The following is a 20,806-nucleotide window of genomic DNA, read 5'->3' as shown; positions in this document are numbered from 1 at the left end:
GCACGGGCGTCCGGCCGGCAACCAGCATCCGGCGGTCCGTCCCACCGCGGCCCGCCGCGTGGCCGTGGGAGTGGTGCCGGGCCGGGTCGGCATACTCGGCCGGGTCCGTGGCACCGGTCGGTCGACGTGCCGGCGCGGCCACCCGCGCACCGGCGGGCTGCCCGTCGTGACCGGCATGACGTCCGTGAGCCCGGGTACCGCGGATGCACGCGGGCCCGCGGGCCGTGGCACGGGAGGGGGACCGCGTGGCAGAACGGGTGGCAGAACGGGTCGACGCCGTCGTCGTCGGGGCCGGGCACAACGGTCTCGTCGCGGCGAACCTGCTCGCCGACGCCGGCTGGGACGTCCTGGTCTGCGAGGCCGCCCAGGCGCCGGGCGGCGCCGTGCGCTCGGCCGAGATCACCGCGCCCGGCTTCGTCAGCGACCTCGCCAGCGCCTTCCACCCCCTCGGCGCCGCGTCCCCGGTGCTGCGCGAGCTCGACCTCGGCGCGCACGGGCTGGTGTGGCGCCACGCCCCCGCCGTGCTCGCCCACCCCACCCCCGACGGCCGGTGCGCGGTGCTGCACCGCCGCCTCGACGACACCGCCGACGCGCTCGACGACGACCACCCCGGCGACGGCGCCGCGTGGCGCGCACTCGTCGCGCAGTGGGACCGGATCGGCGACGACGTCCTCGCGGCCGCGCTGCGCCCGTTCCCACCGGTCCGCCCGGCGACCCGGCTGCTGCGCACGCTCGGCACCGGCGACGCCCTGCGGCTGGCCCGGATGCTGGTACAGCCGGTCGCCCGGATGGCCCAGGAGCACTTCGGGGGCCGGGCCGCCCCGCTGCTGCTCGCGGGCAACGCCCTGCACACCGACCTCGGGCCGGACTCCGCGGCGGGCGCCGCCTACGGCTGGCTGCTGGCGATGCTCGGGCAGCGTGTCGGCTTCCCCGTCCCGGAGGGCGGTGCCGGTGCCCTGACCGGTGCGCTCGTCGCCCGGCTCACGGCACGGGGCGGTCGGCTCGACTGCGGACGACCGGTCCGGACCGTGCTGGTCGGACCGTCCGGGCGGGCCGGCGGTGTCGTGGACGCGGCCGGGCAGCGCGTCCTCGCCCGCCGGGCGGTGCTCGCCGACGTCGACGCGCCCCGCCTCTACCGCGACCTCGTCGGCGAGGAGCACCTGCCGGCCCGCTTCGTCGCCGACCTCGACCGGTTCCAGTGGGACCACTCGACGGTGAAGCTCGACTGGGCGCTCGACGGGCCGGTCCCCTGGACCGCGCCGGGCGCCCGGTCGGCGGGCACCGTGCACCTGGGCGCCGACCTCGACGGCCTGCGCCGCTACGCCGCCGACCTCACCGCGGGACGGCTGCCCGGTGACCCGTTCCTGCTGTTCGGGCAGATGACCACGGCCGACCCGACCCGCTCCCCGCCCGGCACCGAGTCGGCGTGGGCCTACACCCACGTGCCGCGCGGGCTCGGCTGGGGCCGCGACGAGGTGCTGCGCTGGGCCGACCGGATGCAGCAGGTGGTGGAGGACCACGCCCCCGGGTTCGGGTCACTGGTCCGGGCCCGCGCCGTCGCCGGGCCCGCGGACCTGCAGCGCCGCGACGGCAACCTCGTCGACGGGGCGATCACCGCGGGCACCTCCGCGGTGCACCAGCAGCTGGTGTTCCGTCCGGTGCCGGGTCTGGGCCGCGCCGACACCCCGGTGCCGGGCCTGTTCCTGGCCGGGGCGTCGGCGCACCCCGGCGGGGCGGTGCACGGCGGGCCCGGCGCCAACGCGGCGCGGGCCGCGCTGGCCGCGGCGGGGGCGACCGGTGCGCTCTACCGGGGTGCGGTCCGGTTCGCCCACCGGCGGCTGTACGGCTGAGCCCGACCACCCTCCGGTCGGGTTTGGACCCGCGGGAGACGGACATACGGTCATCCGTGACCATCGATCACCGACCCGCCGTCACCGGCACCGGCGTCCTGGACCCGGTGCCCGCGCCGACCGGCCCCACCGAGCCGTTCCCGGCCGCACCCGGGGCGACGCTCACGGCCGTCGTGGCCGCCGGTGAGCTGGACCTCCCGCTGCCCGGCGCCGGGGCGACCGCGACCCGGTGGGCCCGGCTGGCCCGCATCGCACGACGGGACCTGCCGGTCGCGCGGCTCGCCGAGGGGCACGCCGACGCCGTCGCGATCCTCGCCGACCTCCACCGCTCCCCCGCCCCGGGCGCCAGTTACGGGGTCTGGGCGTCGCGGTCCGGCGGCCAGGGCCCCGGCAAAGTCGTGATGGGTGGGTCCTGAGCTGCGGTGATGTGGGGGGTGGGGGTGGGTGCGGACACAGGCTTGGCGTGATCATGAGGGTGTCGAATCCTTGCTCACGTCAGGAAGCCTGTGTCCGCAGTGTCAGTGTCTCCGATCGTTGCTGCTCTGGAAGGCCTGGAGGTCGGTCCTGACGCGGGGAGAGCCGCGCCGGTCGGTGAGGCGGCGGGGTTGTCGCTGGTGGAGGCCCTGTCGCGAGTGCCGGACCCGCGGAAACCACGCGGTGTCCGCCACGGTGTCCTCGCGGTGTTGCTACTGGGGGCGTGCGCGGTGTTGGCGGGGGCCCGGTCGTTCACCGCGATCGCCGAGTACGCCCATGACGTCGGCCGCGCCGTGCTGGACGTGCTCGGGGTGGGCGCGGTCGCTCCGCACGAGTCGACCATCCGCCGGGTCCTGCAACGGGTCGACGCCTCGGCGCTGGAGGCGGCGTTGCAGTCCTGGGTGTTGCCCCAGCTCAGCGCCCAGCCGGCCCCGGAGGGCACACCCCGGCGAGAACAGCGCCGCGTGCTGGCCTTGGACGGCAAGACCCTGCGCGGCGCCCGCGTCCGTGCCGCCGACGGCAGGGTCTGGCTCCCGCATCTGGTGTCGGTGCTCGACCAGACCAGCGGTGGCGTGCTCGGCCAGGTTCAGGTCGCAGAGAAGGGCAGCGAGATCACCGCGTTCACCGCGCTGCTCGACCCCCTCGACCTCGACGATGTACTGGTCACCGCGGACGCTCTGCACACCCAGCGAGCCCACGCCGACTACCTACACCGCCGCGGCGGGCACTACCTGATGACGATCAAAGCGAACCAGCCCACGCTGCTGGCACGGGTACGGGCGCTGCCCTGGACCCAGATCGGCGTCGCTGATCGTCAACGCGGGCGTGGGCACGGCCGCGTCGAGACCCGCACGATCAGCGTGGTCAGCCTGCACCCCTGTCCCGACCTGGGCGCAGAGTTCTTCCCCCACGCATCCCAGGCGATCAAGCTGGTGCGCCGGCGTCGCCCACTGCGGCCTGGCGGGAAGTGGAGAACCGAGACCGCCTACGCGATCACCAGCCTGACCAGCACCGACGCCGATCCAGGACTGCTCGCCCGCTGGATCCGTGGGCACTGGTCGATCGAGAATCGCCTGCACTGGGTCCGTGATGTCTGCTTCGACGAAGACCGCGCCACCGCCCACACCGGTCACGCCCCGCAGGTCATGTCGGCGTTGCGGAACCTCGCGATCACCGCGCTACGCCTGCACGGCGTCAGCAACATCGCCGCAGCACTCCGCCACCACGCCCGCGACCCCCATCGACCACTGACCACCTACAAGATCATCTAGCGACTTTGCCGGGGCCCTGGTCCGGCGGCGGGGCCCGGCTCGACGGCGGCCGCGACGGGCTGCGCCTCACGGGCACCGTGCGGTTCTGCTCGGGCACCCACCTGCTCGACCGGGCCCTGGTCGTCGCCGGGGCGCAGGACGGCACCCGACTCATGGACCTGGACCTGCGCGCCCCGCAGGTGGAACGGGTGACCGCCTGGCGGGCGTCCGGGATGGCCGCCAGCGACACCCACGACGTCGTGCTGCACGACGTGCCCGTACCGGCCGAGGCCGTCGTCGGCGGCCCGGACGCCTACACCGCGCGCCCCGGCTTCGCCCACGGCGGAGCCGGGGTGGCCGCGGTGTGGCTGGGTGCCGCCGCCGCGGTCGTCGACCACGTCGCGGAACCCCTGCGCACCACCGACCCGGACCCGCACCGGCTCGCCGCGCTGGGGGCGGTGCACGCGGCCGTCGCGGCCGCCGACGCCCTGCTCGCCGTCACCGCCGCCCGGATCGACGCCGACCCCACGAGCCCCCACCACGACGCGGTCGCCACCGTGCGGGCCGCGGTGGAGCGGGCGTGCCGCACCGTCCTCGACGCCGCCCCGGAGATCGCCGGGGTGGCCGTGCTGGCCGGGTCGCCGCTGCTCACCGAACGTCTCGCGGACCTGCAGATCTACCTCCGCCAGCACCACGGCGGACGCGACCTCGCCGCCCTCGGGCGCGCCCTGGTCGCCCCGGCGACCTGATGGAGCCCGTACAGGCCGCGCACGTCTGGGAGGACGCGGCCGTGACCCTCGCCCGGCGCGAGCTGGACCCGTCGGCGTTCGGACGCCTGGTCGTGGTCTGCGCCCACCCCGACGACGAGACCCTCGGCGCGGCCGGGCTCATGCGCAGCGTCGTCGCCGCGGGCGGCACCGTCGAGATCGTCCTGGCCAGCGACGGGGAGGCCGCCCTGCCCGAGGTCGGGTCGATCGACCGGGCCGAGCTGGCCCGCACCCGCCTCGCCGAGCTCGACACGGCGCTGGCCGAGCTGGGCGTCCCCGCGACGGTCCACCGGCTCGGGCTGCCCGACTCGGCGCTGCACGAGGACCAGCTCGTCGGGCCGCTGACCGGGCTGCTCGCCGGCGCCGACGCCTGGGCGAGCCCGTGGCGCGGCGACCCCCACCCCGACCACGCCGCGGTCGGCCGGGCCTGCCCCCGGGCCGCCCCGGTGACCGCCCACGGCTTCGGGTTCCCGATCTGGGCGCGCACCCGGATCCCACCGACCGACCCCGGCGTGCCATGGGAGCGCGCCCACCGGCTGACCCTGTCGCCCGAGGACCGCGACGCCCGGCGGCGCGCGATCGCCGCGCACGCGTCGCAGTCCGCGGTGCCGCCCGGCGGGACCCGGGCGGTGCTGTCCGCGGCGACGCTCGCGCACTTCGACGGCGACCACGAGGTCCACTTCCGGGAGCCGTCCCCCTCGGGGGCGCCGCCGGAGCTGTTCGCCGGGCTCTACCGCGACGGCGCCGACCCCTGGGACGTGCGCGGCTCTTTCTACGAGCGGCGCAAGCGCGACGTCCTGCTGGCCTGCCTGCCCCGGGAGCACTACGCCCTCGCCGCCGAACCGGCGTGCGGGCTCGGCGAGCTGACCCGCGCGCTGGCGGCCCGCTGCGACCGGCTGGTGGCCTCCGACGTCGTCGACGAGGCCGTCGCCGCCACCACCGAGGCCGTCCGCGAGACCCCGGGCGTCGAGATCCTCCGGGCCGACGTCGACGACGACCGGGCCGTCCCCGGCGGCGTCGACCTCGTGGTGCTCGCGGAGTTCCTCTACTACCTGCCCGCCACGCGGGTCGACGCCGTGCTCGACCGCATCGCGGGTGCGCTGGTGCCGGGCGGCGACCTGGTGCTGGTGCACTGGCGACAGTGGCCCGCCGAGGCACCCGCCGACGCCGCGGCCGTGCACGCACGCGTGCTGGCCGACGACCGCTTCGACACCTTGGTCGAGCACACCGACGAGCAGTTCCTGCTGCACGTGGTCCGGCGCCGGTGAGCCGGCCCGTGCGGACCCGTGGCGCACCGTCCGCCGTCGGGGTGCTCGTCCCCGCCCACGACGAGGCGGCCACCGTCGCCGCGTGCGTCCGCTCCGTGCTGACCGCCCTCGACCACACGCCAGGGCTCACCGCGCGGGCGCTGTGCGTGGTCGCCGACCGCTGCTCCGACGCCACCGCCGCGCTCGCCAGGGCCGCAGCCGCGACGCACCCGGCCGCGGCCCGGGTGCGGGTGACGGTGCTCGAACCCACCGCCGGGGTGGCCCCGCTGCCCGGCGGCCGGCCCGTGCAGCGGCCGCACGGGGTCGCCGGACCGGTCACGATCGGCGCGGTCCGCGAGCTCGCCGCCCGCACCCTGGCCACGCTGCTCGCCGCCGACGGCGCCACCCCCGCCACGACCTGGCTGCTCGGCACCGACGCCGACGGCACCGTGACCCCCGGCTGGGTGGCCGCGCACCTGACACTGGCCGCGGCCGGCGCCGACGCCGGCGCCGGTGGGGTGGTGCTCGACCTGCCCGGGCTGCCGCGCCCGCCCGGGGAGCCGGCGCCGCCCGAGCACCCGGTGTACGGGGCCAACCTGGGCGTGCGCGCCGACGCGTGGGCCGCGGTGGGCGGGTTCCCGCCGCTGGCCTGCGGCGAGGACCACGGGCTCGTCGCCCGGCTGCGGGCCGGTGGCTATCGCGTCGTCCCGGGTGCGCCCGGGACGGTCCGGACCAGCGCCCGCACCCGGGGCCGGGCCCGCGGCGGGCTGGCCGACCTGCTGCGCGACGCCGGTCCGGCCCTCCCGCAGCCCCGGCCGGGTGTCGGCGCGGGCGGGGCGGGCATGCCTGTCGCGTGAGCCCGGCGGGCGCCGCGGTCAGCGCGCGACGGCGTGCAGCAGCAGGCCGGTGACGGTGCCGTCGGCGATCAGCCGCCCGATCCGCTCGGACTGCTCGCGGGCCGCGGCGTGGCGCGGATCGTGCCCGTGGTCGCGGTCCAGGACCGCGTCCACCCGGGCCGTGCTGTCCCGCCAGTCCTGCGGGGACGGGGGAAAGGCGGTGAGCGCCGCCTCGGCGGTGAGCGCGAACCCGGCGTCGTGCAGCAGGGCGCGCAGCTCCGGCGCCGACGGGAACCGGTTGCCCTCCGGGGACCCGGCCGGGCGTTCGGTGTCGGCCAGGAACACCAGCAGCCCGAGCGACCCGCCCGGGCGGAGCACCCGGTGCAGCTCGGCCAGCACGGCGGCCTTGTCCTCGACCGTGCAGAGCACGCCGAGGCACCAGCAGGCCGGGAACGCACCGTCGGCGAGCGGGACGGCGTCTCCGGCCCCGACCAGCGTCGGCAGCCCGAACAGGGCGGCCGCGGTCCGGCAGGCCTCCGGCATCGGGTCGACCACGACGGGGTCGGCCCCGGCGCGTCGCCGGGCCCACGCCGCGGGGCCTCCGGTACCGCCCACGATGTCGGCGAGCCGGGTGCCCGGCCCCAGCCCGCACGCCGTGACCAGCCAGTCCAGCCCGGCCGGGCTCGCGCTGCCCCGGCACGCCGCGGGCAGGGCGTGGTCGGGACCCAGCTCCGCGACCGCGGCGCGGGTCCACTCGGCGACGGTGTCGAACTCCTGTGCCATCCGCTCCGGGACGAGGTCGGCCATGGGCGCGCCTACCCCGTCGTCGCCAGCTCACGCCGGATCCGCCGGCCGATCTCGGCCTTGATCTCCGCCGCGGCGTCGTCGCCCGCGGAGGTGCCGCGCCCGGACAGGTTGACCCCGTCCACCCCGTCGACGGCGAGCAGCTCCAGCGCCTCGGCGGTCGCGGCGGCGATCCCGGCCTCCACCGGGTCCGGCGCGCCCAGCACCGCCTCGACCGCGTCGGCGTCGAGGCCGAGCCCGGGGAACGCCGCCAGGGTGCGCGCGCCCTGCTCGTCGGTGAACACCGCCACCCCGGCGACGACCGGCAGGCTCGCGCCGTACGCCCGGGCGGCGGCGGTGAACTCCGCGACCCGCCGCGGGGACGCCGCATGGTTGAGCACGGCGGCCCCGGCACCGGCGCGCTGCTTCTGGGCGAGCCGCGCCGGGCGCAGCGCCACCGGTGCGGCGTCCGGTGCCTCCGGGACGACGGCGGCCATCCCGGCGGCGGCCGCCAGCGCCGCGAGCCGGGTCCCGTCGAGGTCGAACACCTGGGTGACCTCGGGACGCACCCCGGGCCCGCGGGCGTCGCCGGTCACGCAGAACACCGCGTCCGCGCCGGCGGCGCCGAGCCCGGCGACGTCCTGCTCCAGCACGACCCGGTTGCGGTCCCGGCAGGTCAGTGTCACCCACGGACGGGCACCGGCCTCCCGCACGAGTGCCGCCAGCATGGTCGGCGGGAAGTCGGGGGCGTCGTGGTGCTGGCCGACGAGCACGGCGTCGCAGCCCGCGGCGGTGGTCGCCACGATCCGGCGCAGCGCCACCGGGTCGTAGGGCGGGCTGGTCAGGTCGGTCAGCACGAGCGGTCCGCCGCCGTCGAACGCCGAGGGCAGCACCGGGCGACCGGCGGGCCCGGTCCAGGGGACCAGCGGCGCCGAGGCGAACGGGCAGGGGCCGGTGCCGAGCTCGCAGCCGTGGTCGGGGCGGACCCCACCGCACGGGCCGAACTGCATCCGCTTGGGGCAGGCGTGCACCCGGCCGACCCTAGGTGCGGCACCGCGGCCCGGCAGGCCGGTCGCTCCACCCGGCGGCACCGCAGGGCGCAGATCACCGGGCGGACCCGGACTGGACCGGCGGCGCGCGGGTACCCCGCGCGGATGACGACCCCGGACACCGCGGTGATCGACGTCGACGGCACGCTCGTCGACACGAACTACCACCACGCCCTCGCCTGGTCCCGCGCCCTGCGCCGGTTCGACGTCACGGTGCCGCTGTGGCGGCTGCACCGCGCCGTCGGGATGGGCGGCGACCAGCTGGTACCCGCCGTGGCGGGGCAGGAGTTCGAGGACGCCCACGGCGACGACGCCCGCGCGGCCTGGAAGGAGGAGTTCGACCCGCTGCTCGGCGAGGTCGTCGCGTTGCCGCAGGCCGCGGAGCTGCTCGCCGACCTGCGCGACGGCTTCGGGATGAAGGTCGTGCTGGCCAGCTCCGGCGACCCGGAGCACGTCGAGGCCTACCTCGACCTGTTCGGCGGGCGCGAGCTGGCCGACGCCTGCCTCACCCGGGAGGACGCGCGCCGCACCAAGCCCGACCCGGACCTGGTCAGGACCGCGGTGCGCCGGGTCGCCGGGTCGACCGCGTTCGTGCTGGGCGACTCGGAGTGGGACGTGCGCGCCGCGGCGGCCGCCGGGCACCCGGCCTACGCGGTGCGCACCGGCGGCGCCGGTGTCGACGAGCTGACCGCGGCCGGCGCCGTCGAGGTCCTCACCGACCTCGCGGCGGTGCGGCAGGCGATCCCGCGGATCCTGCGCGGCTGAGGCGGGCACTCGATTTCGCTGCACACCGTGCAGCGAGTTGGTAGCGTCGGCGGCGCCCCACCACGCACCGACCCACCGCAGGGAGCCCCATGTCGAGCCCCATGTCGACCGACGCCGCCGCGCCAGGGACGACGGACACGACCGGCTCGCCGGTCGGGTTGCGCAGCATCGTGCCCCAGGACCTGCTCGAACGGCCTCCCGGCTGCCCGTTCGACCCCGCCCCCGGCCTGGCCGCCCGCCGCGGTGGCGGCGCCGTGCAGACCGTCGAGCTGCGCAACGGGGCACGCGCGTTCCTCGTCCTCGGTTTCGAGGAGGCCCGCGCGGTGCTGGCTGACACCCGGTTCAGCTCGGACCGCGCCCGCTACAAGGACGCCACCGCACTGCAGCCGCACGAGGTGGCCGAGCTCGCCGCCGCGGCCGATCGGGGCGAGCCGCTCCGGCCTGCCGACGTCGCGCGGACCGACGGCATGTTCGTCTTCATGGACCCGCCCGAGCACACCCGGATCCGCCGCCTCCTGCAGGGCCAGTTCACGGTGCGCCGGATGCGGGCGCTGACCCAGCGGATGCGGGCGATCGCCGACGAGCACATCGACGCGATGCTCGCCACGGGCCCCGGCGCGGACCTGGTGGCCGCCTATGCGCTCCCCCTGCCGTCGCAGATGATCTGCGAGCTGCTGGGCGTCGACTACACCGACCGGGCCCGGTTCCAGGAGAACACCGCGGTCGGGCTCAGCTCCACCTCGTCCGACGCCGACCGGGCCCGCGCCCTGGGCGAGCTGTACACCTTCCTGGCCGGGCTGGTGGCGCACAAGAAGGAGAACCCGGCCGACGACCTGCTGTCCGGGCTCGTGCACGACACCGACCCGCCGCGGGCCGACAACCAGCTCGTCGACATCGCCCTCGTGCTGCTCGGGGCCGGCCACGAGACAACGGCGAACATGCTCGGCCTGGGAGCGTTCGCCCTGCTGCGTGACCCCGGGCAGCTGGCCTTCCTGCGCGAGCACCCCGACCGGATCGACGACGCCGTCGAGGAGCTGCTGCGCCACCTCAGCATCATCCAGCTCGGCGTGAGCCGGGTCGCCACCGAGAACCTGGAGGTCGGCGGGGTGACCGTCCCGGCAGGGTCGACCGTCGTCGTCGCCCTGCCGGAGGTCAACCGCGACCCGCGCACCGTCGACGCCGGTGACGAGCTCGACCTGTCCCGCCGGCGCGTCCCGCACCTCGCGTTCGGGCACGGGGTGCACCAGTGCATCGGCTCCCAGCTGGCCCGGGTGGAGATGCAGGTCGGCTTCGAGCGTCTGTTCACCCGCATCCCCGGGCTCCGCCTGGCCGTCGAGGCCGAGCAGGTGCCGCTGCGCAACGAGATGCTGATCTTCGGGGTGCACGCGCTGCCGGTGACCTGGGGCTGACCTGGGGCCGACCTGGGACTGAGGCCCCGCCGGCCGGAGGGCAGGATGCCGGGGTGGACACCTCCGACCGGACCAGGCCGCCGTCGCCCGGTGTGCGCGCGCGGCGCAAGCTCGCCACCCGCGAGGGGGTGCGCTCCGCCGCGGTCCGGCTGTCGGAACGGCACGGCCTCGACGGCGTCACCGTCGAGATGATCGCGCACGAGGCCGGGGTGTCGGTGCGGACGTTCTTCAACCACTTCCCCAGCAAGGAGGACGCGGTCCTCGCTGTCGTGCGTGACCGCGCCGCGGACCTGGTCGAGGCGTTCCGCGCCCGCCCCACCGACGAGCCGGTGCTCGACGCGGTGCGCGAGGCCGCGCTGGGCGTGCTCACCGGCGACGACGGGGACCCGGACACCCGGGCCGCACTCCACCTGGCCCACCACGACCCGGCGTTGCAGGCCCGGCAGATGGCCGTGCTGCTGGAGCAGGAGGCCGCCCTGGCCGAGGCGATCGCCGACCGGGCGCCCGACAGGGACGCACAGGTCCTCGCCGCGGTCGCGCTCGCCGCGCTGCGGGTGGCCCAGGCCCGTGGCCTGGCCTCCGGCGGACGCGACCACGCGGCCCGGCTCGCCGTGGAGATCGACTCCGCACTGCGGCTGCTGCGCGTCGACCAGCCCGGCGGCACCGGGCGCTGAGACCCCGCCGTCCCCACGATGGCAGCATCGTCCTCGGCCCCGTGATCGCGCGGCCGGTCCTCCGACAGCCGCGGGAGCACCCATGTCGATCATCGCCGTCGAGGAGCACTGGACCTCGCCCGTGCTGGACGCGGCGCTGGCCGCCCTGCCGGCGGACCGGCGGGACCCGAGCACCGCGCTGAACGGCATCGGCGACCACCTCGCGCAGCTGCACGACCTCGGCGCGGGCCGGATCGCCGCGATGGACGCCCAGGGCGTCGACCTGCAGGTGCTCTCGGTCGCCCCGCCCTCGACCGGGCCGCTGGACCCGGCGGACGCGGTCGCGCTGTGCCGCGAGCTCAACGACACCGCCGCCGCGGCCGTCGCCGACCGTCCGCGACGCCTGCGGGCGATGGCGACCCTGCCCACCGCGGCGCCGTCGGCGGTCGCGGCCGAGCTGGAACGCGCCGCCGACCTGGGCATGGTCGGGGCGATGGTCTACGGCCGAAGCGGCGAGCTCCTGCTCGACGACCCGCGCCTCGACGACCTGTTCGCCGTGGCCGCGGCGCGTGCGCTGCCGGTGTTCGTGCACCCGCAGGTCCCGCCGCCCGCCGTGCGCGACGCGTCGTACTCCGGGTTCGGCACCACCACCGACCTGGCGCTGGCGACGTTCGGGTGGGGCTGGCACGTGGAGGCCGCCGTCGCGGTGCTGCGCCTGATCGCCCGCGGCACCTTCGACCGGCACCCCGGTCTGACCGTCGTGCTCGGCCACTGGGGGGAGCTGCTGCCCTACTGGGCCGACCGGGCGAACGGCGTCGCCCGGGTCGCGGGGCTGGAACGCTCGGTGCCCGAGTACGTGCGCGAGAACATCGTGCTCACCTGCTCGGGCATGCTCGACCCCGCGCACCTGCGGCACGCGCTGGCGGTGACGACCCCCGACCGGCTGCTGTTCTCGACCGACCACCCCTTCCAGCACCCGTCGCGGGTGGAGGTCGAGACGTTCCTCGACGAGTTCGACGCCACCGACCGCGCCCTGTTCACCGAGGGCAACGCCCGCCGGCTGTTCCGGATCGAGGGACCGGTCGGCCCGGACCGGTGACGGCAGTGCTGTCGGCAGGGGTGTCGGCAGTGGTGTCGACCGCCACCGGTGTGTCACGCGCCGACCGGGCCCGCGCGGGGTAGGGTGGGACCCGGATCAGATCTGCCGCCCGTCCCGGGCGTTCCACAGCCGGGGCGGAGAGCGGGTCCCGGACACCGTCGACGGCCTGTGGCGCTTCCCGCAGCCGGACCGCCGACCTCCGTGACTGCGATCCCCCACCGGCCGGTTCGTGGTGCGGAGGGGCCATCAGGCCCTTCGTCACGTCGAGCACGTCCGGCCGCGGCCCCCGACGGGACGCGGCCACGGACCGGCGCCGTAGGACGTCGACAGGAGCAGTACGTGGCGCGAGGAGGCAGGCCCCGGACCGGGGCTCGCCAGGGCACCCCCCAGCGACGTCGCCGCCCGCGCGGCAACGACGTGATGTCGGTGCTGACCGGGGCCGCACGCGAGGTGCGGACGGCTCTGCGGAGCGGCCGGGTCACCCCGGCCACCCGCACCAAGTTCCAGACGGTGGCGCTGCTGCTGCGTGACGAACGGGCCCGGGTCCGCGACCGGCACGACGACGCGAAGCGCGCCGAGACCCTGCAGCGCCTCGACGAGATCGCGAAGGCGCTGGCGATGGACGCGGTACGCGACGCCGGCCTGCTGGCCCTGCTCGCCGACGACGCCGTCGTCTCCGACTCGGCGCGCGCGCTGAAGCGGGAGATGCTGCGTTCGGCCGGTATCGAGGTCGACGAGCCGGAGCCGGAACCGGAGCCCGTCGACGTCCCGCAGGTCCCGGCGAAGCCGCAGGTCGTGCCGCAGTCCGTGGTGGCCCGGCAGATGGCCAACCCGTTCCTGGCGCCCGACTTCTCCGCCGCCCCGCCGAGCGGCCCGCGCCCGACCCCGCTGACCGGCTGGGAGCTGCTCGGCCCGCTGCTGCGTTCCTTCGAGCGCGCCGGGGCCGGTGCACCGGCCTGCATGGAGCTGCCCGAGCCGTCGACCCGCCCGATCCCGGGTGGCCGGGAGCTGATGCCGCACCAGGCGAAGCTCGTCGCCGCCGCCGAGAACGGGCACCGCACCTTCCTGCTCGCCGACGAGCCCGGCCTGGGTAAGACCGCGCAGGCGCTGCGCGCGGCGGAGGCGGCGAACGCCTACCCGCTGCTGGTCGTCGTGCCGAACGTGGTGAAGACCAACTGGGTGCGCGAGGCCGCGCTGTGGGCGCCGCGCCGGTCCGCGACCGCCATCCAGGGCAACGGCGACTCCGTCGACGGCTTCGCCGACATCGTCGTCGTCAACTACGAGGTGCTCGACCGGCACATCGGCTGGCTGGGCGACTTCGGGTTCCGCGGCATGGTCGTCGACGAGGCGCACTTCATCAAGAACCGCACCTCGCAGCGGTCCAAGCATGTCCTGGAGATCGCCGAGAAGATCCGGGCCTTCATCCCGCGACCGCTGCTCATGGCGCTGACCGGCACCCCTCTGATCAACGACGTCGAGGACTTCCTCGCCATCTGGCAGTTCCTCGGCTGGATCGACGCGACCAAGCCGCGCGCCGAGCTGCTCGACGCGCTGACCGCGACCGGGATGACCCCGGCCGACGGGCTGTTCGAGCGCGCCGCCCGCCAGTGCGTCGTCGACATGGGCATCGTGCGTCGTCGCAAGATCGACGTCGCCGCGGACATCCCGGCCCGGCGCATCGCCGACCTGCCCGTCGAGATCGACGGCCCGACCGGCCGGTCGATCCGGGCGGCGGAGAAGGCGCTGGCCCGGCGGATGGTGGCCCGCTACACCGCGGCGCTGGCGGCCCGCCGGTCCGGCCCGGGCGTCGAGGGCATCGACCACGGCCTGGTCCGCGACGTCGCGGGCTGGGAGCAGAAGGACGCGGCGGAGGCGGGCTCCGGGGACAACGTGTTCACGATGATGCGCCGCCTCGGCCGGGCCAAGGCCGGGCTGGCGGCGGACTACGCGGTGCAGATCGCGCGCAGCGCGGGCAAGGTCGTGTTCTTCGCCAAGCACGTCGACGTCATGGACGCCGCCGAGCAGACCTTCGCCAAGCAGGGCGTGCGGTACTCCTCGATCCGCGGCGACCAGACGCCGACGGTGCGCCAGCGCAACATCGACGCGTTCGTGAACGACCCGGGCGTCGCGGTGGCGGTGTGCTCGCTGACCGCGGCGGGGGTCGGGCTGAACCTGCAGGTCGCATCGAACATCGTGCTCGCGGAGCTGTCCTGGACCGCCGCCGAGCAGACCCAGGCGATCGACCGCAGCCACCGGATCGGCCAGTCCGAACCGGTGACCGCGTGGCGGATCCTCGCCGCGCAGACGATCGACGCCCGGATCGCGGACCTGATCGACGCCAAGGCCGGCCTCGCGGCGGCGGCGCTCGACGGCGCCGACGACGTGTCCGGCTCGTCGGCCGACGTGCAGCGCGAGGCGCTGGTCGCGCTGCTCACCGAGGCGCTGGAGGCCGATCTGGCGGCCGCGTGAGCGGCGGCCGTCGGCGCGGCCGGGACCGACCCGCGCGTCCACCGTCGGGCGCACGCCTCACCGCGGGACCCGCTCCAGGAAGCGCCGTAGCTGCCCGGCGACGACGTCGAGGTGGCTCTCGAGCAGGAAGTGGCCGCCGTCCACCAGGTGCACCTCGACGTCGCCGGCGTCCCGGGCGAACGCCCGTGCCCCGTCCGGTCCGAAGATCTCGTCGTTGCGCCCCCACACCGCGAGCACCGGGACCCCCGAGGTCCGCAGGAACTCGTGCAGACGCGGGTACAACGGTCGGTTGGTGCGGTAGTCGCGGAACAGCGCGAGCTGGACCGCGTCGTTGCCCTCGCGCGAGACGAGCGCGTGGTCGTGGTGCCAGGTGTCCGGGTCCACCGTGCCCGGGTCGGGCACCCCGTGCAGGTACTGCCACCGGATCGCGTCGAGGCCGAGGGCGGCACGGACGGGGGGGCTCGGTCTCCGGGCCGGGCGCGTCCCCGTAGGCCCAGACGTCGGTCCAGAACGACTCGACGAACCCGTCCTCGTAGCCGTTGCCGTTCTGGGTGACGATCGCGGTGATCCGCTCCGGGTGGGCGAGGGCGAGCCGCCAGCCGATCGGTGCGCCGTAGTCCTGGACGTAGAGCGCGTAGCGGTCGACCCCCAGCAGCTCGAGCAGCCCGTCGGTGACGTCCGCGAGCGCGTCGAAGGTGTAGTCGAACTCGGCCGCCGTCGGGGCGGCGGAGTGCCCGAAGCCGAGGTGGTCCGGTGCGATCACGTGGTGGTCGCCGGCCAGCAGCGGGATCAGGTGCCGGAACATCGACGAGCTGGTCGGGTAGCCGTGCAGGAGGACGATCGTGGGTGCGTCCGCGGGACCGGCCTCCCGGTAGAAGACCTCGTGTCCGTCGACGGTCGCGGTCCGATGGTGGACGAGCGGCATGACTAACTCCTTCACGTGCTCGATGTGGTTAGACACCGTCACGGAAGCACGCTCGCATGTAACCTGTCAAAGAAGTCGATGTGGTTAGGAGGCGACGTGGACCTGCTACTGGACCTGCTCAACAGCAGACCCCTGGTCGACGGCACGGAGCGCGACGCCCTCCGCGACCCCGCCGCGGCACACAGCTGGGCACGGGCGCACGGCGGCGACGGCGACCCGGAGGAGCTGGCGGCACTGCGCCGCGCACGGGATGCACTCACCCGGGTCGCACGGGGGGACACCGACCCGAGTGTCGCGCTGACCCGCTCCTCGACGGCGTGCACCGGACACCGGAGTTCACCGACGGCCGGCTGACATGGCGGACCGTCACGCCCCCGCACGCCCGGCTCGCCGTCGAGGCCGTACTCGCCTGGGCCGCCGTCGAGGAGCAGCTGCCCGGGCGGCTGCGCCCCTGCGCCAACGACGCGTGCCGACTGTTCCTGCTCGACCGCAGCCGTGCGAACCGCGCCCGGTGGTGCTCGATGGCGGTCTGCGGGAACCGCGCCAAGGCGCGCCGGCACTACGAGCGGACCCGCTGAGCCGGCCTCAGCCGGCCGACCCCACCAGGGCGGTCACCCGGATCTCGATCCGCATGGTGGCGAGCCCGAGCACGGTGACCCCGGTCTGGGTCCAGACCGGCGCGCGCCCGCCGAGCCGGTTGCGGAACTCCCGGACCATGACCCGGTTGTGCTCGTCGCCGATGGCCTCGGCCCCGGGCTCGACCTTGTGGTAGGAGTTCATGTGGACGACGTCGGCCCAGGTCGCACCCGCTTCGGCGAGCGTGCGCCCGACGTTGTCGAACGCCTGCACGATCTCCTGTTCCAGGTCCTCGGCGACGACCAGGTCGTCGTTCCAGCCACCCTGGCCCGAAGTCTCCACCCGGTCGCCGATCCGGACCGCCTGGCTGTAGCCGAGCAGGTCGCGGGCCGTGACGCCGTAGCCCGGCGTGACGTGGAACGTGGGGGTCGCGTGGTCAATGACTTCACTCATGAATTCAAGCTACGACTCATGGCTTCACCTGTAAAGTACGAGCTCGGAACCAGGGACGGGGGCGACGGGTGACGACGGAGCGGGCGACGCCGGAGGTCGGTGGTGACGAGCCGACGTGGCTGGACGGCGAGGAGAAGGCGGCGTGGACCAGTGTGATCTCGCTGATCATGCTGCTGCCCGGCCGGCTGGAGGCCCCGCTGCAGCAGGCGCACGGCATCACCCTGTTCGAGTACCTGACGCTCAGCCATCTGTCCGAGGCGCCGGGACGCAGGCTGCGGATGAGCGAGCTCGCCTTCCTGACGAACGGCTCGCTGTCGCGGTTGTCCAACGTGGTGAAGCGGTTGGAGGGCCGCGGCTGGATGCACCGCTCCCCCGATCCCGACGACGGCCGCTACACCCTCGCCGCCCTCACCGACGCCGGGTTCGACGTCGTGCACGCCGCGGCACCGACCCACCTGCGTGCGGTCCGGGACGTCGTGCTCGACCGGCTCGACGCGCAGGACCGGGCGGCGCTGGGCCGGATCGGCGTCGCGCTCGGGGTGCAGGACTTCCCGCCGCGCGCGGGGTCGCAACATTCCCGATCCGGAACCCGCGGGACGGAAGAGGACGGGCCTCCGGTTCGTTGACCGAGAGGTCACCGTGTCGATCCGTGAGGTGCTGTCATGCCGCTACCGCTGCCGTTGTCGATCCTGGACCTGGCCACCGTCGCCCGGGGTGAGACCGTCGCCCAGGGCCTGGAGGCCAGCACCAGGCTGGCGCAGCGCGCCGAGGACTGGGGGTTCCGGCGGATCTGGTACGCCGAGCACCACAACATGGGCTCGATCGCGTCGGCGGCGACGAGCGTGCTCATCGCCCACGTCGCCGCGCACACCGAGCGCATCACGCTCGGCTCCGGCGGGGTGATGCTGCCGAACCACTCGCCGCTGCAGATCGCCGAGCAGTTCGGCACCCTCGCCGAGCTCCACCCCGGCCGCATCGAGCTGGGGCTCGGCCGCGCGCCCGGCACCGACCAGGCGACCGTCGCGGCCCTGCGGCGGGATCCGCGCGCGTCGGAGACCTTCCCGCAGGACGTGCAGGAGCTGCAGGCCTTCCTCGGGACGACCAGCCTGGTCCCGGGCGTCGAGGCCCACCCGGGCCGCGGCACCGGGGTCCCGCTGACGATCCTCGGGTCCTCGCTCTACGGCGCGCAGGTCGCTGCCGCGCTGGGGCTGCCCTACGGCTTCGCCTCGCACTTCGCGCCGGACGCCCTGGAGAAGGCCGTGGCGCTCTACCGCCGCGAGTTCCGACCCTCGGAGCAGCTGTCCGCCCCCCACGTCCTGGCCGGGGTGAACGTGATCGCCGCGGACTCCGAGGACGAGGCGCAGCAGATCCAGCGCGAGGTGCAGCGGTCCCGGGTGCGGCTGTTCACCGGCCGGCGGGGGGGCCTCGCTGACCGACGCCGAGGCCGACGCGGTCCTCGACAGCGCCTCGGGCGAGCAGATCCGGTCGATGACCCGTTACACCGCGGTCGGGACACCGGAGACCGTCAGCGCGTACCTGGAGGAGTTCGCCGCCCGCGCCGACGCCGACGAGCTGATCGTCACCGGTCCGGCGCCGCGCCGGGAGAGCTGGTGGCGCAGCTGGGAGCTGCTCGTGACGAAGGTGCAGACCACCGACTGACGGCGGCCGTCAGCGGGGCGGCGGGCCGACGCTGTCGCGGGACACCAGCACCGGGGCGATCCTCCGGTGCACCGCCTGCGGCGCGTCCGGACCGTCGCCGTGGTTCAGCAGCAGGTCCAGCGCCTCCCGGGCGACGGCCTCGAAGTCCGCGCGCAGACTCGTCAGCGGCGGGATCAGGTGCGCCGAGACAGGCACGTCGTCGAACCCGACGACGCTGACGTCGCCCGGGACCCGCCGGCCGCGGTCGTGGAAGGCGTGCAGCAGGCCGGTGGCCAGCGCGTCGTTCGCGGCGAACACCGCGGTCACCTCGGGCATCCGGGCCATCAGCTCCCCCGCCCGGTACCCGGCGTCGGCGCTCCAGTCCGCGGCCATCACCGGGGGCACCTCGGCCCCGGCCGCACGCAGTGCCGCGGCCCAGCCGGCCGCGCGGCCCGCCGCGTCGAACCAGTCGGTGGGGCCTGCGACGTGCCAGACGGTCGCGTGCCCCGCGGCCAGCAGGTGCTCGGTGGCGATCCGGCCGCCCTCGACCTGGTCGACCGTCGCCATCGGCAGCTGCTGCTCGGGGTCGCCGTCGACGGTCACGAGCGGGACGTCGCCCGGGACGGAGTCGAGCGCCTCGGCCACCGACGCGACCGGCGCGATCACGACGATCCCGGCGACCTGCCCGTCGAGGTGACGCTGGACGGCCTCGCGCACCGACCCGCCGTCGATCTCGCGGACCCGGACGACACTGACCCCGAATCCGGCACCGACCGCCTGCTCCTCGAACGCGGCGAGCAGCGACACCGGGCCGAACAGGGTGGACCGGGGGGCGACGATCCCGAGCACCCGGTCACGGCCGGTCACCAGGGTGCGGGCGGCACGGTTCGGCCGGTAGCCGAGCTCCTCGATCGCGGTCCGGACCCGCACCCGGGTGCTCTCCCGGACGTTGGGGTGCGCGTTCAGCACCCGGGACACCGTCTGGTGGGAGACCCCGGCACGGCGGGCCACGTCGAACATGGACGGTGCCCGCCCCGGCCTCGGCCCAGGCTCCATCGCGATCCCCACGCCCACCCCCTCCGATCCGTGCAGCGTAGCCGTCCGTGACCGTGTCACCCACGGAGGGCGTTCGCCGGTCGCGACACGACCGGGACCTCCCCGGCACCCCGCAGAAGCGTCCCCCGAACAGCCGGGAGACCGGCCCGCCTACGGGTCGCGCGGAGCGGATCGATCGATTGTTAACCTTCACATCCACGATGTCCAGCACGGCGACGGACACTCGCAAGGTTCGCCGATCGATCGCCCGGCGGCTCGAATGGAGCCTTGACCGGGCTTCGTGTTCGCGTTAACAATCTCTCCTCACCGAGACCGTCGGCGCCGGGACCGCGAGGTCCCGCTCCGGCCCTCACCGCAGGCCGCGCACCGCAGCGCACCACCCGGAGGATTCCGATGTCGACGACGACACCCACCCCGACGGCGTCCACCGGGCGCCGCGTCTTCCACAGGCTGGCCGGCGCCGCCGCGGCCATCGCCCTCACCGCCGGGATCGCGGCCTGCGGCTCCGGCGGCTCCGGCGGCACGGCCCAGGACACGCTCACCCTCGGCTTCGCCCAGGTCGGCGCGGAGTCCGGCTGGCGCACCGCGAACACCGCCTCGATCCAGGAGTCGGCGAAGCAGGCCGGGATCGAGCTGCAGTTCTCCGACGGCCAGCAGAAGCAGGAGAACCAGATCAAGGCGATCCGGTCCTTCATCCAGCAGCGGGTCGACGTGATCGCGTTCAGCCCGGTCGTCGAGACCGGCTGGGACACCGTGCTGCAGGAGGCCAAGCGGGCACAGATCCCGGTGATCCTCACCGACCGCTCGATCGACTCCGCCGACCCGACCCTGGTGAAGTCCTTCATCGGCTCCGACTTCGTCAAGGAGGGCGAGAAGGCAGGCGAGTGGCTGGTGAAGGACTCGGCGGGCAAGCCGGAGGTGAACGTCGTCGAGCTGCAGGGCACGACCGGCGCCGCCCCCGCGATCGACCGCACCGCGGGCTTCCAGAAGGCCGTTGCCGGCACGCCGTCGATCAAGGTAGTCGCCTCGCAGACCGGTGACTTCACCCGGTCCGGCGGCAAGCAGGTGATGGAGGCGTTCCTGAAGTCCCAGCCGAAGATCGACGTCGTGTACGCCCAGAACGACGACATGGCGCTCGGCGCCATCGAGGCCATCACCGCGGCGGGCAAGGTGCCGGGCCGCGACATCCGGATCATCTCGGTGGACGCCACCAGGGACGGGATGAAGGCGACCGCCGACGGGAAGATCAACTACATGGTCGAGTGCAACCCACTGCTCGGCGGCCAGCTGATGGACATGGTGAAGAAGGTCGCCGCCGGCGAGCAGGTGCCGGCCCGCGTCGAGGTCACCGAGACCACCTTCGACCAGGCACAGGCCGCGGCCGCCCTGGCCGAGCGCAAGTACTGATCCCGCACCGTCCGCCCGGTGCCGGTGGAGCGCGATCCACCGGCACCGGGCGGCTCCACTCCCGGGAGCCGCGCCCGACCGCGCCCGGGACGCCCACCGG

The 20,806-nt window shown here is 75.3% G+C and carries 20 protein-coding genes and 2 pseudogenes; 17 read left to right on the top strand and 5 right to left on the bottom strand.

Annotation, left to right across the window (positions count from 1 at the left end):
• The first annotated feature begins 203 nt into the window (after positions 1–203).
• The 6 genes from KPL57_RS07545 (at position 204) to KPL57_RS07520 (ending at position 6,445) form a co-directional block, all read left to right on the top strand.
• Positions 204–1,850, top strand: a complete 1,647-nt coding sequence (locus KPL57_RS07545; RefSeq protein ID WP_374111668.1) for a phytoene desaturase family protein — start codon at positions 204–206, stop codon at positions 1,848–1,850.
• A gap of 56 nt (positions 1,851–1,906) precedes the next feature.
• Positions 1,907–2,266, top strand: coding sequence for a hypothetical protein (locus tag KPL57_RS07540; protein WP_226351018.1), 360 nt, complete (start codon positions 1,907–1,909; stop codon positions 2,264–2,266).
• Positions 2,267–2,371: 105 nt separating this feature from the next.
• The gene (locus KPL57_RS07535; protein WP_226350739.1) at positions 2,372–3,595 is read left to right on the top strand and encodes an ISAs1 family transposase; all 1,224 of its coding nucleotides are present in this window, start codon (positions 2,372–2,374) and stop codon (positions 3,593–3,595) included.
• Between the two features lie 5 nt (positions 3,596–3,600).
• Positions 3,601–4,323, top strand: coding sequence for an acyl-CoA dehydrogenase (locus tag KPL57_RS07530; protein ID WP_226351017.1), 723 nt, complete (start codon positions 3,601–3,603; stop codon positions 4,321–4,323).
• Positions 4,323–5,609: a bifunctional PIG-L family deacetylase/class I SAM-dependent methyltransferase gene (locus KPL57_RS07525; protein WP_226351016.1), complete on the top strand. Its 1,287-nt coding sequence runs from the start codon at positions 4,323–4,325 to the stop codon at positions 5,607–5,609. The genes KPL57_RS07530 and KPL57_RS07525 overlap by 1 nt, the downstream gene beginning before the upstream one ends.
• Positions 5,606–6,445 carry a glycosyltransferase family 2 protein gene (locus tag KPL57_RS07520; RefSeq protein WP_226351015.1) on the top strand — a complete coding sequence of 280 codons (840 nt, stop codon included), beginning with the start codon at positions 5,606–5,608 and terminating at the stop codon, positions 6,443–6,445. Before KPL57_RS07525 ends, KPL57_RS07520 begins: the two co-directional genes overlap by 4 nt.
• Positions 6,446–6,463: 18 nt before the next feature.
• Here KPL57_RS07520 and KPL57_RS07515 read toward each other — a convergent pair whose 3' ends face one another.
• Positions 6,464–7,231 (bottom strand): class I SAM-dependent methyltransferase, encoded by a 768-nt coding sequence (locus KPL57_RS07515; RefSeq protein WP_226351014.1) that lies wholly within the window; start codon positions 7,229–7,231, stop codon positions 6,464–6,466.
• Positions 7,232–7,239: 8 nt separating this feature from the next.
• Complete coding sequence (locus KPL57_RS07510) at positions 7,240–8,238, bottom strand: methylenetetrahydrofolate reductase (RefSeq protein ID WP_226351013.1); 999 nt, start codon at positions 8,236–8,238, stop codon at positions 7,240–7,242.
• Between the two features lie 123 nt (positions 8,239–8,361).
• Here KPL57_RS07510 and KPL57_RS07505 point away from each other — a divergent pair, with 123 nt between their 5' ends.
• The 5 genes from KPL57_RS07505 (at position 8,362) to KPL57_RS07485 (ending at position 14,651) form a co-directional block, all read left to right on the top strand.
• Complete coding sequence (locus KPL57_RS07505; RefSeq protein ID WP_226351012.1) at positions 8,362–9,021, top strand: HAD family hydrolase; 660 nt, start codon at positions 8,362–8,364, stop codon at positions 9,019–9,021.
• Positions 9,022–9,110: 89 nt separating this feature from the next.
• Positions 9,111–10,430 (top strand): cytochrome P450, encoded by a 1,320-nt coding sequence (locus tag KPL57_RS07500; RefSeq protein WP_226351011.1) that lies wholly within the window; start codon positions 9,111–9,113, stop codon positions 10,428–10,430.
• A 53-nt stretch (positions 10,431–10,483) separates the two neighbouring features.
• Positions 10,484–11,104, top strand: coding sequence for a TetR/AcrR family transcriptional regulator (locus tag KPL57_RS07495; RefSeq protein ID WP_020624550.1), 621 nt, complete (start codon positions 10,484–10,486; stop codon positions 11,102–11,104).
• Positions 11,105–11,186: 82 nt separating this feature from the next.
• Positions 11,187–12,182, top strand: coding sequence for an amidohydrolase family protein (locus KPL57_RS07490; RefSeq protein ID WP_226351010.1), 996 nt, complete (start codon positions 11,187–11,189; stop codon positions 12,180–12,182).
• A gap of 339 nt (positions 12,183–12,521) precedes the next feature.
• On the top strand, positions 12,522–14,651 hold the full coding sequence (locus KPL57_RS07485) for a DEAD/DEAH box helicase (protein WP_226351009.1): 2,130 nt from the start codon (positions 12,522–12,524) through the stop codon (positions 14,649–14,651).
• Between the two features lie 57 nt (positions 14,652–14,708).
• Here KPL57_RS07485 and KPL57_RS07480 read toward each other — a convergent pair.
• Positions 14,709–15,576, bottom strand: a pseudogene (locus KPL57_RS07480) (alpha/beta fold hydrolase).
• 96 nt (positions 15,577–15,672) lie between these two features.
• Between KPL57_RS07480 and KPL57_RS69430 the strand changes: the two are divergent.
• Complete coding sequence (locus tag KPL57_RS69430; RefSeq protein WP_308252813.1) at positions 15,673–15,930, top strand: ABATE domain-containing protein; 258 nt, start codon at positions 15,673–15,675, stop codon at positions 15,928–15,930.
• On the top strand, positions 15,894–16,154 hold the full coding sequence (locus tag KPL57_RS69425) for a CGNR zinc finger domain-containing protein (protein WP_308252812.1): 261 nt from the start codon (positions 15,894–15,896) through the stop codon (positions 16,152–16,154). Before KPL57_RS69430 ends, KPL57_RS69425 begins: the two co-directional genes overlap by 37 nt.
• 7 nt (positions 16,155–16,161) lie before the next feature.
• Here the strand turns inward: KPL57_RS69425 and KPL57_RS07470 are convergent, their stop codons facing one another.
• On the bottom strand, positions 16,162–16,605 hold the full coding sequence (locus KPL57_RS07470; protein WP_226351008.1) for a Rid family hydrolase: 444 nt from the start codon (positions 16,603–16,605) through the stop codon (positions 16,162–16,164).
• A gap of 68 nt (positions 16,606–16,673) precedes the next feature.
• Between KPL57_RS07470 and KPL57_RS07465 the strand changes: the two genes are divergently transcribed.
• The 3 genes and pseudogenes from KPL57_RS07465 to KPL57_RS71855 all read left to right on the top strand — a co-directional run bounded on the left by KPL57_RS07465 (position 16,674) and on the right by KPL57_RS71855 (position 18,264).
• Positions 16,674–17,231: a MarR family winged helix-turn-helix transcriptional regulator gene (locus tag KPL57_RS07465; RefSeq protein ID WP_226351007.1), complete on the top strand. Its 558-nt coding sequence runs from the start codon at positions 16,674–16,676 to the stop codon at positions 17,229–17,231.
• Positions 17,232–17,267: 36 nt separating this feature from the next.
• Positions 17,268–18,050, top strand: a pseudogene (locus tag KPL57_RS07460) (LLM class flavin-dependent oxidoreductase); the annotation flags it as partial.
• A 43-nt stretch (positions 18,051–18,093) separates the two neighbouring features.
• The gene (locus tag KPL57_RS71855) at positions 18,094–18,264 is read left to right on the top strand and encodes a hypothetical protein (protein WP_226351098.1); all 171 of its coding nucleotides are present in this window, start codon (positions 18,094–18,096) and stop codon (positions 18,262–18,264) included.
• A 9-nt stretch (positions 18,265–18,273) separates the two neighbouring features.
• Here the strand turns inward: KPL57_RS71855 and KPL57_RS07450 are convergent, their stop codons facing one another.
• Positions 18,274–19,263, bottom strand: coding sequence for a LacI family DNA-binding transcriptional regulator (locus tag KPL57_RS07450; protein ID WP_226351006.1), 990 nt, complete (start codon positions 19,261–19,263; stop codon positions 18,274–18,276).
• A gap of 429 nt (positions 19,264–19,692) precedes the next feature.
• Here KPL57_RS07450 and KPL57_RS07445 point away from each other — a divergent pair, with 429 nt between their 5' ends.
• On the top strand, positions 19,693–20,706 hold the full coding sequence (locus KPL57_RS07445; RefSeq protein ID WP_226351005.1) for an ABC transporter substrate-binding protein: 1,014 nt from the start codon (positions 19,693–19,695) through the stop codon (positions 20,704–20,706).
• Positions 20,707–20,806: the final 100 nt, after the last annotated feature.

This window comes from Pseudonocardia sp. ICBG601 (genome assembly GCF_020496245.1).
This window is presented reverse-complemented; position numbering and strand designations above follow the sequence as displayed.

Bases quoted from the DNA above. Each gene is read 5' to 3' on its own strand.
- KPL57_RS07450 (WP_226351006.1), bottom strand. From the start codon at position 19,263: ATGTTCGACGTGGCCCGCCGTGCCGGGGTCTCCCACCAGACGGTGTCC.
- KPL57_RS07505 (WP_226351012.1), top strand. From the start codon at position 8,362: ATGACGACCCCGGACACCGCGGTGATCGACGTCGACGGCACGCTCGTC.
- KPL57_RS07515 (WP_226351014.1), bottom strand. From the start codon at position 7,231: ATGGCCGACCTCGTCCCGGAGCGGATGGCACAGGAGTTCGACACCGTC.
- KPL57_RS07525 (WP_226351016.1), top strand. From the start codon at position 4,323: ATGGAGCCCGTACAGGCCGCGCACGTCTGGGAGGACGCGGCCGTGACC.
- KPL57_RS07500 (WP_226351011.1), top strand. From the start codon at position 9,111: ATGTCGAGCCCCATGTCGACCGACGCCGCCGCGCCAGGGACGACGGAC.
- KPL57_RS07490 (WP_226351010.1), top strand. From the start codon at position 11,187: ATGTCGATCATCGCCGTCGAGGAGCACTGGACCTCGCCCGTGCTGGAC.
- KPL57_RS71855 (WP_226351098.1), top strand. From the start codon at position 18,094: ATGACCCGTTACACCGCGGTCGGGACACCGGAGACCGTCAGCGCGTAC.
- KPL57_RS07445 (WP_226351005.1), top strand. From the start codon at position 19,693: ATGTCGACGACGACACCCACCCCGACGGCGTCCACCGGGCGCCGCGTC.
- KPL57_RS07470 (WP_226351008.1), bottom strand. From the start codon at position 16,605: ATGAGTGAAGTCATTGACCACGCGACCCCCACGTTCCACGTCACGCCG.
- KPL57_RS07545 (WP_374111668.1), top strand. From the start codon at position 204: ATGCACGCGGGCCCGCGGGCCGTGGCACGGGAGGGGGACCGCGTGGCA.